Below are 12,759 nucleotides of genomic sequence, written 5' to 3'. Positions count from 1 at the left end.
ACTTAAGGTGAAGATTTCTCTGGTTGGAGCAGGTGCAATTGGCAGCCTCTGGGCTGGCGCACTGGCAAAACAAGGCCATCAATTACATCTTTGGCGGCGTCAGCCCGGCAATACGTACACACTGAACTGGCAGGATGTCCATTCCTCCCGGGAAGATACTTTCTGTTTTGACAGCAATCAGCCTGCACAACTGGCAGACAGTGATGTTGTTTTCATCACAGTCAAAGCCTTTCAGGTCGCAGACGCAGTCACCACCCTTTTACCCTGGCTCAGTGCAGACACACCAGTCATCATCATGCATAACGGGATGGGAACAGAAGACGAAGTGCTGTCACTGCTGCCGGACAATCCGGTGTTATACGCCACCACCGCTCAGGCTGCCTTCCGTCCGGACCCGCATTCTGTCCGCCATACCGGTAACGGCCCGACTTATCTCGGCGGCGTCAACCCGGCTGGCCAGGCCTGCTCAGGTCTTGCAGAACTCCTGCACACTGCACTTCCGCCCTGTCACTGGCAGACTGATATTCACGAACCGCAATGGCAGAAGCTCGCCATCAACTGTGCAATCAACCCGCTGACAGCGATTCACCAGTGCCGGAACGGTGAATTATCCGAAGCACGGTATGCCGATGAACTGACCGCTGTCTGCCATGAAGTTTCTGCCGTGATGACTGCTGCGGGTTACCCTGTAGACACCGCGATACTCAGACAACGGGTGATGGCGGTCATTGAAGCAACCGCAGCCAACTATTCTTCTATGCAGCAGGATGTCGCTCACCAGCGACCGACAGAAATTGATGCCATTACCGGCTTTCTGATCCGACAAGCGAACCATTTTCAGATTGCCACACCAGCCAACACCCGACTGTGGCAACACATTAAAGACCTGGAGCAACACTATGACTAACGTCTACCAACCCGCTGACCAAGCCCTGAAAGTCGCGCTGTGTATCGCCCCCGGCAGCGAAGAAATGGAAGTCATCAACACGGCCGATATTCTGATTCGTGCCGGAATGGAACTCACCATTGCCAGCGCCGCCGAAGACGGTTCGCTGGCGGTGAAAGGCTCCCGGGGGATTACCCTGACCGCTGACTGTCCGCTGGTCGATATTGCTGATGAGCCCTTTGACTGTGTCGTGCTGCCCGGCGGTCTGCCCGGTGCAGAATATCTGCGCGACAGCACGCTGGTGGTAGAATTTGTGAAGCAGCATAAATACGACGGTAAACTGGTCGCAGCTATCTGTGCGGCCCCGGTGATTGTCCTGGAACATCATGGGCTGTATCCGGAAGCGCTGATGACCGCACATCCGGCTTTTGTCGAACGTATTCCGGAAGACCGCCGCCGCGCCGGACGCCGAGTCATGTTTGATGTGAACAACAATCTGCTAACCAGCCAGGCTCCCGGCACATCACAGGAATTCGCACTGGAAATCATCACATTGCTGATGGGCAAATCCAAAACGGCCGAAGTTGCCGAACCTATGGTGATGTGGCCAAGCATGTGCTTCGACGTCATCGGGGGCAAAGCCTGATCCCGGACACACTGACAAGACCGTTCACACAAAAAAAAAGCGAGATCCGGAGATCTCGCTTTCTTCTGCAATATGTCTGTCCCGACCCGTTACGGGCGATAGACTTTCACGTTCTCGAAACCATTTTCTTTCAGATATAGCGCCTGTAAACGGCTCATCACACCGCGGGCACAGTACAGCAGGTACGTTTTGTCCTGCGGCAGATCACCGAACTGAGTTGCCAGTTTGTAGAATGGCAGGTGTTTCACTTCCACACCTTCAATCTCCAGCGGATTTTCATCCTCTTCGTCCGGGCTGCGAATATCCAGCACCGTACTGTTGCCATCAATCTGATCCACCAGCTCAATTTCCGGCGCCTGAGCCTGGCTCTCTTTCTCGATGTCACGGATGTCCATCACCCGGGCTTCGCTCACCACGCGATCCAGCACTGCAAAGTCAAACTTGGCTTCTTCAGCTTCCAGTTTCTCCTTCACGGCTTTCACCGTCGGGCTCTTGGAAATAACACCACAGAATTCCGGCATGGTCTTGGCGAAATCTTCAGTGCCGATATCACGCGCCACATTGATGATGTCTTCTTTGTCCCAGTTGATCAGCGGACGCAGGATCAGCGTATCGGTCACATTATCGATATGACGCAGGTTCGTCAGCGTCTGACTGGACACCTGCCCCAACGCCTCACCGGTCACCAGCGCCTGAATCCCGAAACGTTCCGCAACCTGAGCAGCGGCACGCATGAACATCCGCTTGAGCACGACGCCCATCTGGCCGTCATCCACGTTTTCCAGAATTTCAGCCACGACCGGTTCAAAATCAATCGCAATGAATTTCACCTTGGCCGAAGAACCGAATTTCTTCCACAGGTAATGAGATACCTGCTTCACGCCGATTTCGTGTGCCGGGCCACCCAGGTTGAAGAAGCAGTAATGCACCTTACTGCCGCGCTTGATATGCAGGTAGCTGGACACACCCGAGTCAAAGCCACCGGAAATCAGGCTCAGCACGTCTTCCTGAGTCCCCAGCGGGAAGCCACCCAAGCCTTTGTGGCGGGCCAGGATCTGGTTCAGCTTTTCGCCTTCCACTTCGATCTGTACCGTCACCTGAGGATTTTTCAGCTGCACCTTGGCGCTTTCAATGGCCTGATTCAGACCACCGCCGACATAACGTTCCAGTTCAATCGAGGTGAAATCATGCTTCCCGGTCCGTTTGGCGCGAACGCAAAACGTTTTACCGTCCAGCTGATCAGCCACATGAGCCAGTGTCTGTTCATAGATATCGTGCATGTCCGTGAAGCTGGTCTGCTTCACTTCCAGGACATGATGAATGCCCGGCGTCTGCGTCAGCACGGTCAGAACCTGCTCGCGAAGGCTGTCGTCCTTCACGGTAACTTCGATATAACTGCGACGGTTATAGACCGCCACTTGATCGGACAGGCGCTGAAGAATAATGCGGATATTGCACTCCAGGATTTTGGTAAAGCGCTTCCGCACTGATTCACTCTTTACAAAAATCTCAGGATGGGGCTTTACAATAAATTTCATAACATGCTTCGCTTCACAGGGCCTAACTAAAGGCGCGGATTATACAGCAAGCAAGCGGTCGCTGAAATACAAAGGATTATCAGAATCATAGTGAGGGCAGACATTTCAGGCCAGACAGAGTGCTCAGACAACCGCTGCGCTCAGCCATGGACTGTCCGGCACTGAGCCGGACAGCCTCCGATTCCTTACTCAGAGTGTAGGCTTAATTTGAAGGGACGGCAGATTCACCTGCCGGGTCACTGGTCAGTTCATTGGAGAAATGCGGTTTACCCTGCATGATCGCAATCTCAACCCTGCGGTTCAGTTTGCGTCCTTCCGCAGTATCATTGCTTTCCAGCGGCGCAGTGTCTGCCAGACCCAGCACCCGCATCCTGCTGTGATCAAAACCGGTCACTTTTTCCATTTCCTGCGCGACCGATACGGCCCGCTGCGCAGACAGATCCCAGTTAGATCGGTAAAGCTCCGAATCCAGACGCTGATTATCCGTGTGACCGGAGACCGTAATCACACCCGGCACATCTTTCACCAGCTCCGCCACCTGGCGCACCAGCGGACGGAATTTCGGCTGCAGAAACGCAGAGCCTTCCGGGAAAGCACCTTTCTCACGGATACGAATCACCACCTGCTGCCCGAGGTTTTCCACCTCAATCAGATTTTCCTGAATTTCACGCTCCAGCGCGGTTTCCAGAATATCGGCCAGCTGCTGCTGTGCCTGCGTCATTTCCGACTGGGTGTTCTGGTTCATCTGTGTGGCGGTATGCTCAGAACGACCGCCGGTCAGCTTACCGGCTTCGCGTTTGGTTCCGCCAGCCTTCTGCGATTCCCCCTCATGGAAGTCCAGCGTCCGCTGCGTCATGTCAATCGTCTGCTGCATGATGACTTCAATCGGGGTCGGTTCCGGCCTGCCCGGACGAAATTCCTGAGCAATGACACTGGTCCCTTTCGGAATATCCTTCACTTCCACCATATTCTGGACCCCGAAAGCAAATTTCAGGGATCCGGCAATCTGCTTGAACTTCAGAACGTCCATTTCTGAAAAAGACAGCAAAAGCACAAAGAAACACATCAGCAGGGTCGCCAGATCGGCAAAGGTTGCCATCCAGGCTGGCGCCCCTTTTTTACAGTTGCACTCGAGCTCGTCCATCAGACACCTCCTTATTCATCAACGTCGATACGACGCTGTTTTTCGTGGAGGTAGTTTTTCAGGAAGCCGTCAATCACACGCGGGTTCTGACCGTCCTGAATTGCCAGCACGCCATCAAGAATCAACCGACGGTTCAGACGTTCCTCGTTTTTACGCAAGGACAGCTTATCCGCAATCGGAATCGCCACCATGTTAGCCAGCACAGAACCATACAGGGTGGTCAGCAGTGCAACCGCCATCGCAGGACCAATCGACTTCGGATCATCCATATTGGTCAGCATGGCGACCAGACCGATCAGTGTCCCGATCATCCCCATTGCCGGGGCAACATCACCCATTGCAGTGAAAATACCGATACCACGCTCATGACGTTCATTGGTAAGCGAAATATCTTTCTGCAATGTCGAACGCACCACATCTGCATCATGACCATCCACCAGCAAATCAATGCCTTTACGCAAGAAGCTGTTATTAACTTCCATCTCTTCAAGAGCCAGAAACCCCCCTTTACGGGCGGCATCAGCCATCTCTACGATCTTAGCAATCAAATCTTCCGGGTCGTCCGTTTTGAACATAAACGCCTTGGCCGCAATTTTGGCTGCACCAAAAAACTGCGACAGACTGTACTTCATCAGGACAACAAATAACGTCCCGCAAAATACAATCAGAACCGAAGGCATGTTAAAAAAGATATCCAGGCTACCGCCCAGCAGCATCGCCATGATGACGAAAGCAAAGGCACCGACTAAACCTATGAGGGTTGCCAAATCCACGGCTCACTCCTATGTAATTTTTTTTCTTTCCGGCCAACTCGCACTGGCGCCATTCTAACTTACTCACCCTGTATCGGCATCTTTGGATTTTGGTTTAGCACGGATTCAACCCCGGTTTTGTGCTCTGCTGGGAAAAAAAACACATTCCTTCTCAAGCCCGTGTCAGCGCCCCCTGAAAATCTGCCCTGGCAATTTCAGCCGGCAAACGGAAAACCATAAAAATAACACTGTAATGCGCACACTTCCCTGTGCCATAATTTGACCCGGCCTAGCCTGTGCGCTATTTTCCCCTCATTTTCCGAGCGTACACCTGACCGCGCTCTCAACCCAATCAATGGACCGGATATGGCAACCAAAAAACCAGAAAATATGGCCTTTGAAGAAGCCATGAATGAACTCGATGTCATTGTCAACGAGCTGGAATCCGGTGAAATCCCTTTGGAAGACGCGCTGAAAAAATTCGAGCGCGGAATTGCCCTGGCACGCAACAGCCAGCAGAAACTGACCCAGGCTGAACAGCGTGTCGAAATTCTGCTACAAGCTGATGACAATGCGCCACTGACGGACTTTGACCCGAGCGATGACTAACAGCCTTTCCCAACAGCTGGCCTTCTTTGCGGCCCGTAATAATGAACAACTGGAACACTGGCTGACCCGGCAGCCGTTTGCTGAACAGCCGCTGGTTCAGGCCATGCGCCATGGTACGTTGCTGGGCGGAAAACGAGCCCGTCCTTTCCTGACTTATGTGACCGGTCAGATGCTGGGTGCCGAAATCAGTGACCTGGATGCGCCGGCAGCCGCCGTCGAATGTGTCCATGCTTACTCTCTGATCCATGACGATTTACCCGCCATGGACGACGATAACCTGCGCCGTGGTCAGCCAACCTGTCACATTGCTTTTGACGAAGCGACAGCAATCCTGGCCGGAGATGCTCTGCAGACGCTGGCTTTTGAAATTCTGGCCTGCGGACAACTCAGTGATGCAGGCAACAGCCAGCGTATCGCCATGGTCCGCGAGCTTGCTCTCGCTGCAGGGGCTTCCGGAATGTGTGCCGGACAGGCGCTGGATCTAGCGGCGGAGAAAAAGCAGGTCGGTCTCACTCAACTAGAAAGCATCCACCGCCATAAAACCGGTGCCCTGATCCGATGTGCCATCCGTCTGGGTGCACTGGCTGCCGGAGACAAAGGCGTCGCCGTTCTGCCGCAGCTCGATCAGTATGCCAATGCAATTGGCCTGGCTTTTCAGGTACAGGACGACATTCTGGATGTGATCAGCGACACTCAGACACTGGGGAAACCCCAGGGCTCGGATTTAGCACTGGAGAAAAGCACTTATCCTGCCCTGCTCGGACTGGAAGGTGCACAGAAAAAAGCACAGCAGCTGTATCAGGAAGCCCTACAAGCTCTGGAAGCAATCCCCTACAATACAGATTCACTCGAAGTTTTTGCCCGATACGTTATCGAGCGCAACAACTAAAAACAGTATAAGCGCCGACATGTTATGACACTGGATATTTCAAAGTACCCGCATTTGGCTTTAGCCAACACACCGGACGAACTCCGTTTACTGCCGGTGGAAAGTCTGCCAGCACTCTGTGAAGAGCTGCGGACATACCTGCTCAGATCGGTGAGCCAGTCCAGTGGACACTTTGCCTCTGGACTCGGTGCCGTCGAGCTGACGGTTGCCCTGCATTATGTATACAACACCCCGTTTGATCATCTGATCTGGGACGTTGGACACCAGGCTTATCCCCATAAAATCCTGACCGGCCGCCGGGAGCAGATGAATACCATCCGCCAGAAAGACGGCCTGCATCCGTTCCCATGGCGTGGAGAAAGTGAATACGACGTTCTGTCCGTCGGACACTCTTCCACCTCCATCAGTGCCGGACTGGGGATGGCGATCGCAGCCGAGCGTGAAGGACAGGGCCGTAAAGTCGTCAGCGTGATTGGCGATGGCGCGATCACTGCTGGTATGGCATTTGAAGCCATGAACCACGCTGGAGATGTCCACAGCGACATGCTGGTGATTCTGAACGACAACGAAATGTCGATTTCTGAAAACGTCGGCGCACTGAATAACCACCTGGCCCGCCTGCTGTCCGGCAACTTTTACACCAGTATCCGCGAAGGCAGTAAAAAAGTCCTGTCCGGCGCACCGCCGATTAAAGAACTCGTCCGCCGCGCAGAAGAGCATCTGAAAGGCATGGTCGTCCCGGGTACCATGTTTGAAGAGCTGGGATTCAACTACATTGGCCCGATTGACGGTCACGATGTACAGGAACTGGTCCGCACCCTGAAAAATATGCGGAACCTGAAAGGCCCGCAGTTCCTGCACATCATGACTAAAAAAGGCAAAGGCTACGCGCCTGCAGAAGCCGACCCGATCAACTACCATGCTGTGCCGAAATTCGATCTGAGCGAAAATCCGCTGCCAAAAGCAAAAAGCAGCAAGCCGACGTTCTCGAACATCTTCGGCGACTGGCTGTGCGATATGGCGGCTCAGGACGATAAACTCATGGCCATCACGCCAGCCATGCGTGAAGGCTCGGGCATGGTGCGTTTTTCCAAAGAATACCCGAATCAGTATTTTGACGTGGCGATTGCCGAGCAGCACGCAGTGACGCTGGCAACCGGGATGGCCATTGGCGGGTATCACCCGGTCGTTGCAATCTACTCAACGTTCCTGCAGCGCGGTTATGATCAGCTGATCCATGACGTGGCAATTATGGATCTGCCGGTCATGTTCGCCATTGACCGTGGTGGTCTGGTCGGTGCCGATGGTCAGACCCATCAGGGTGCCTTCGATCTCAGCTATCTGCGCTGTATTCCGAACATGGTGATCATGGCACCGAGCGATGAAAACGAGTGCCGTCAGATGCTCTATACCGGCCACTTGCATCAGGGACCGAGTGCCGTTCGCTATCCGCGTGGCAGCGCGACCGGCGTCAAGCCGGATACGACCATGACCGTACTCGAACTGGGTAAAGGCGTGATTCGTCGTCAGGGCGAAACCGTTGCCATTCTAAACTTCGGCACGACCCTGAGCTCTGCACTGGAAGCCGCAGAGAACCTGAATGCGACGGTTGCAGACATGCGTTTCGTGAAACCACTGGACGAAGCTCTGATCCGTGAACTGGCAGACAGCCATGATGTGTTGGTGACCGTGGAAGAAAATGCGATTGCCGGGGGCGCAGGTTCAGGGGTGATTGAATTCCTGATGAAAGAGAAACGCCTCAAACCTGTGTTGCAAATTGGTTTACCGGACAAATTTATCCATCAGGGCACTCAGGCTGAGTTACATGCAGAGCTTGAGATCGACGGCCCGGGTATCGAGGCGCAAATCCGCCGGTATCTGGAGCGATAATTCCTGCCGTTCAGCCAGATGAATACAAAAACGGACCGGGTACAAACCGGTCCGTTTTCTTTTACGCAATCATCTTACGCAATCATCCGTGAAACTCAGAACCAACGCTCCAGCGACGTCTTATCCAGTTGCTTGAAAGCCCGGTTCAGCACCATCGCCAGTTCCAGATACCGCGGACGCTCCTTCAGCGGCTGCATCGCATACCCTTCACTCAGAATTTTTCCGTGAATTTCCCTGTACCAGCTCGCCAGAGACGGCGGCAGATCCGTCCGGCTGCGTTTCCCCAGCCACAACAGCCCCTGTAACGGCATACTCAGCGCAAACAAGGCAACGGCCATTGCCAGCGGCAAACCTGAAGTATTGTGAAACGCCATCTGACTGAGGACACTCATCACCGCGACTGCAGGCATCACCCGCACCGCAAACCGGGTCGCTCTGATATAGCGCTGTTCAGGAAATAATAGGGCCAGCTCTTTGCGCATGGGCCATACCGACATGTAATGCTGGCCATGTTGGACCTGCTTCCAGATTTTTGTCTGATTCATATCGCACCAGCCTCAACAAATTTTATAAACTTTAAAAATAGACAACAATCAATCTAACTCGAATTAATTTTTAAAAATTTTTTTGTTATATCGCGCAACAAGGGCTATCCTATGCACGCCTTTGGTAATTGTTGGCCGATAACCCCGTTATCGCAACATTAAGGATAACCGACTCCTCAGGTTCACATCACTTCTACGGACAGAAGCGACACTTACCTGGTCTAGCCGCCTCAGAAAACCCGGCGACTATTCTATGGGTAACGCTTATTCAATTGAATATCAACTTTCAGACAGATTATATAGGTAGTCACTCACATGTCTAAGCTGGTTCTAGTACTTAACTGCGGTAGTTCTTCACTGAAATTTGCAGTCGTTGACGCAGTATCAGGTGATGAGCATCTGACAGGTCTTGCAGAATGTTTGCACCTCCCGGAAGCTCGTATCAAGTGGAAACTTGATGGCGCCAAACATGAAGCTCAACTGGGCAATGGTGCCGCTCACGAAGAAGCACTGGCTTTCATGGTAGAAACTATTCTGGCTTCTAAACCTGAACTGGCTGAAAACCTGAAAGCAATCGGTCACCGTGTGGTTCATGGTGGTGAGCAGTTTACTCAGTCTGCCCTGATTGACGACGCTGTACTGAAAGGTATTGAGTCTTGTGCAACGCTGGCGCCACTGCACAACCCTGCACACATCATTGGTATCAAAGCGGCTCAGAAAGCGTTCCCAAGCCTGAAAAACGTCGCTGTATTCGATACAGCATTCCACCAGACCATGCCGGAAGAAGCTTACCTGTACGCACTGCCGTACAAGCTGTACAAAGAGCACGGCATCCGTCGTTACGGCATGCACGGTACGTCTCACCTGTTCATCACCCGTGAAACAGCGAGCCGCATGGGCAAGCCAGAGAGCGAACTGAACATCATCAACTGCCACCTGGGTAACGGCGCATCTGTCTGTGCAATCAAGAATGGTAAGTCTGTTGATACCTCTATGGGTCTGACGCCGCTGGAAGGTCTGGTGATGGGTACCCGTTGTGGTGACATCGACCCTGCGATCATCTTCCACCTGCACGATACGCTGGGCTACACCATCGATCAGATCAACACCATGCTGACTAAAGAGTCTGGCCTGGCAGGTCTGACTGAAGTGACTTCTGACTGCCGTTTCGTTGAAGACAACTACGGCCAGAAAGAAGAAGCGACCCGTGCAATGGACGTCTTCTGCCACCGTCTGGCGAAGTACGTTGCCAGCTACACGGCGACTCTGGATGGCCAGCTGGATGCCATCACGTTCACCGGTGGTATCGGTGAGAACTCAGCACCAATCCGTGAAATGGTGCTGAACCGCCTGAAGATCTTCGGTATCGAAGTTGACAGCGAGAAGAACCTGAAAGCACGTTTCGGCGGCGAAGGTGTCATTACCACCGAAAACAGCCGCGTCCCAGCTATGGTGATTTCAACCAATGAAGAGCTGGTGATTGCTGAAGATACAGCACGTCTGGCTGAAATCTAAGACATCAAATGGCCGACTCAGTCGGCCATTTTCTATCCAGAAAGATGATAAGGCAGAGGGTTGCCTATAATCCATCTGCCAACATTTTCTACCGTTTGCCATCAGTTTGAGGAATTGACTGTGTCACGTACCATTATGCTAATTCCGGTTGGTGCCGGAGTCGGCCTGACCAGCGTCAGCCTGGGTGTGCTACGCGCTATGGAGCGCAAAGGCGTCCGTGTTTCCTTTTTCAAACCTATCGCCCAGCCACGTCACGGCGGCGATCAGCCGGACCTGACCACCACCATTATCCGTGCGAACAGCGACATGCAAATCGCCGAGCCAGTTTCTATGGCACAGGCCGATGAGCTGATCCGCAGCGACCAGAGCGATGTGCTGCTGGAAGACATTGTTGCACGCTTTAAAGAAGCGACTGCAGGTGCCGAAGTTGCCCTGATCGAAGGTCTGGTCCCGACCCGCAAGCACCCGTTTGCGAATCAGATTAACTTCGAAATCGCCAAAACCCTGGACGCGGAAATCGTGTTCGTGGTTGCACCGGGTACAGACAACCCGGCTCAGCTGAAAGAGCGCATTGAAATTGCCTGCTCGAACTTCGGCGGCATCAAGAACAAACACATCGCCGGCGTCATCGTGAACAAGCTGAACGCACCGGTTGATGCGGAAGGCCGTACACGTCCTGACCTGTCTGAAATCTTCGATGGTTCTGATGCTGTCATGCCGACTCACGTTGAAGTGATGCAGGTTTTCAACTCCAGCCCGATCCGTGTGCTGGGTTGTGCGCCATTCAACGCTGAACTGATCGCGACCCGTGCAACTGACATCGCGCATCACCTGAATGCTGAAATCATCAACGCAGGTGAAATCGAGAGCCGCCGCATCAAGAGCATTACCTTCTGTGCCCGTTCCATTCCGAACATGGTTCAGCACTTCCGTCCCGGCTCACTGCTGGTGACTTCTGCTGACCGTCCGGATGTTGTGGTTGCCGCCTGTCTGGCTGCCATGAACGGTGTGGAAATCGGTGCCCTGCTGCTGACCGGTGGTTACGAGCTGCCAGAAGCCGTGAAGACACTGTGTAAGCGCGCATTCGAAACCGGCCTGCCGGTGATGACGGCCCAGGGGAATACCTGGCAGACTTCCCTGAACCTGCAAAGTTTCAGCCTGGAAGTACCGGCAGACGATAAAGAGCGTGTGGAAATGGTCAACGAGTACATGGCCAGCCATATCGACGGTCAGTGGATCGAATCCCTGTCTGAAGGCTCTGCCCGTGAGCGTCGCCTGAGCCCGCCGGCTTTCCGTTACCAGCTGACTGAACTGGCCCGTAAAGCCGCCAAGCGCATCGTGCTTCCTGAAGGTGATGAGCCACGTACTGTGAAAGCTGCCGCGATTTGTGCTGAGCGCGGTATTGCTGACTGTGTTCTGCTGGGTAACCCGGCTGAAATCAAGCGTGTTGCAGAACAGCAAGGCGTGGTTCTGGGTGCCGGTGTGGAAATCATCGATCCTGAAACCGTACGCGAGCAGTATGTTGAGCGTCTGGTTGAGCTGCGTAAGAACAAAGGCATGACCGAAGTGGTCGCCCGCGAGCAGCTGGAAGACACTGTCGTTCTGGGTACCATGATGCTGGAGCGTGACGAAGTACACGGTCTGGTTTCCGGTGCAGTTCACACCACAGCTAACACCATCCGTCCGCCGCTGCAGCTGATCAAAACCGCGCCAAATGCGTCGCTGGTTTCTTCCGTGTTCTTCATGCTGCTGCCGGATCAGGTTCTGGTTTACGGTGACTGTGCGATCAACCCGGATCCGAACGCCGAGCAACTGGCTGAAATCGCGATTCAGTCTGCTGATTCTGCCAAAGCTTTCGGCATCGAACCACGCGTGGCGATGATCTCTTACTCTACCGGTAACTCCGGTCAGGGTGCAGACGTCGATAAAGTCCGCGAAGCAACCCGCCTCGCTCAGGAAAAACGTCCTGATCTGGTCATCGACGGTCCGCTGCAGTACGACGCAGCGATCATGGAGAACGTTGCAAAATCCAAGGCACCGAACTCTCCGGTTGCAGGTAAAGCAACGGTATTCGTGTTCCCTGACCTGAACACCGGTAACACCACGTACAAAGCGGTACAGCGTTCTGCGGATCTGGTTTCGATCGGTCCAATGCTGCAAGGCATGCGTAAGCCAGTAAACGACCTGTCCCGTGGCGCTCTGGTTGACGATATCGTCTACACCATCGCGCTGACAGCGATTCAGGCGAAACAGGCTGAAGAGCAAGGTGCTTAAACCGCTGTCCTGACACGACATCCAGATACCCCGGCCTGCCGGGGTATTTTTTTATCCGGCGATTCCCTGCC

The 12,759-nt window shown here is 53.6% G+C and carries 11 protein-coding genes; 7 read left to right on the top strand and 4 right to left on the bottom strand.

Features of this window, described 5'->3' with window-relative positions; all coding sequences use genetic code 11:
• Positions 1 to 7 precede the first annotated feature (7 nt).
• The gene (gene panE, locus ACYP03_RS00220) at positions 8 to 907 is read left to right on the top strand and encodes a 2-dehydropantoate 2-reductase (protein WP_459777991.1); all 900 of its coding nucleotides are present in this window, start codon (positions 8 to 10) and stop codon (positions 905 to 907) included.
• The gene (locus ACYP03_RS00215) at positions 900 to 1,532 is read left to right on the top strand and encodes a DJ-1 family glyoxalase III (protein ID WP_459777989.1); all 633 of its coding nucleotides are present in this window, start codon (positions 900 to 902) and stop codon (positions 1,530 to 1,532) included. The genes panE and ACYP03_RS00215 overlap by 8 nt, the downstream gene beginning before the upstream one ends.
• An 89-nt stretch (positions 1,533 to 1,621) precedes the next feature.
• On the opposite strand, the gene thiI is transcribed toward ACYP03_RS00215, so the two are convergent.
• The 3 genes from thiI to pomA all read right to left on the bottom strand — a co-directional run bounded on the left by thiI (position 1,622) and on the right by pomA (position 4,987).
• On the bottom strand, positions 1,622 to 3,070 hold the full coding sequence (gene thiI / locus ACYP03_RS00210) for a tRNA uracil 4-sulfurtransferase ThiI (protein ID WP_248143500.1): 1,449 nt from the start codon (positions 3,068 to 3,070) through the stop codon (positions 1,622 to 1,624).
• Between the two features lie 202 nt (positions 3,071 to 3,272).
• Positions 3,273 to 4,214 carry a flagellar motor protein MotB gene (locus tag ACYP03_RS00205; protein ID WP_459777987.1) on the bottom strand — a complete coding sequence of 314 codons (942 nt, stop codon included), beginning with the start codon at positions 4,212 to 4,214 and terminating at the stop codon, positions 3,273 to 3,275.
• Positions 4,215 to 4,225: 11 nt separating this feature from the next.
• The gene (gene pomA, locus ACYP03_RS00200; RefSeq protein ID WP_248143496.1) at positions 4,226 to 4,987 is read right to left on the bottom strand and encodes a flagellar motor protein PomA; all 762 of its coding nucleotides are present in this window, start codon (positions 4,985 to 4,987) and stop codon (positions 4,226 to 4,228) included.
• A 345-nt stretch (positions 4,988 to 5,332) separates the two neighbouring features.
• Between pomA and xseB the strand changes: the two genes are divergently transcribed.
• From xseB to dxs, 3 genes are read left to right on the top strand one after another with little or no spacing between them, the layout of a single operon-like run.
• The gene (xseB, locus tag ACYP03_RS00195; protein WP_248143494.1) at positions 5,333 to 5,575 is read left to right on the top strand and encodes an exodeoxyribonuclease VII small subunit; all 243 of its coding nucleotides are present in this window, start codon (positions 5,333 to 5,335) and stop codon (positions 5,573 to 5,575) included.
• Positions 5,568 to 6,464: a (2E,6E)-farnesyl diphosphate synthase gene (gene ispA, locus ACYP03_RS00190; RefSeq protein WP_248143492.1), complete on the top strand. Its 897-nt coding sequence runs from the start codon at positions 5,568 to 5,570 to the stop codon at positions 6,462 to 6,464. The genes xseB and ispA overlap by 8 nt, the downstream gene beginning before the upstream one ends.
• 24 nt (positions 6,465 to 6,488) lie before the next feature.
• A complete protein-coding gene (dxs, locus tag ACYP03_RS00185; RefSeq protein WP_459777983.1) occupies positions 6,489 to 8,354 on the top strand; it encodes a 1-deoxy-D-xylulose-5-phosphate synthase in 1,866 nt (621 codons plus the stop codon).
• 95 nt (positions 8,355 to 8,449) lie between these two features.
• On the opposite strand, the gene yfbV is transcribed toward dxs, so the two are convergent.
• A complete protein-coding gene (gene yfbV / locus ACYP03_RS00180; protein ID WP_330960812.1) occupies positions 8,450 to 8,899 on the bottom strand; it encodes a terminus macrodomain insulation protein YfbV in 450 nt (149 codons plus the stop codon).
• A 315-nt stretch (positions 8,900 to 9,214) separates the two neighbouring features.
• Here yfbV and ACYP03_RS00175 point away from each other — a divergent pair, with 315 nt between their 5' ends.
• Together ACYP03_RS00175 and pta are read left to right on the top strand one after the other, a co-directional pair.
• Positions 9,215 to 10,414, top strand: coding sequence for an acetate kinase (locus tag ACYP03_RS00175; RefSeq protein WP_330960813.1), 1,200 nt, complete (start codon positions 9,215 to 9,217; stop codon positions 10,412 to 10,414).
• 120 nt (positions 10,415 to 10,534) lie between these two features.
• Positions 10,535 to 12,688 carry a phosphate acetyltransferase gene (pta, locus tag ACYP03_RS00170; RefSeq protein WP_248143484.1) on the top strand — a complete coding sequence of 718 codons (2,154 nt, stop codon included), beginning with the start codon at positions 10,535 to 10,537 and terminating at the stop codon, positions 12,686 to 12,688.
• Positions 12,689 to 12,759 lie beyond the last annotated feature (71 nt).

This window comes from Photobacterium sp. R1, assembly GCF_054600795.1.
Note: the sequence above shows the minus strand (reverse complement) of the source record. Positions and strands in the feature narration are given on the sequence as shown.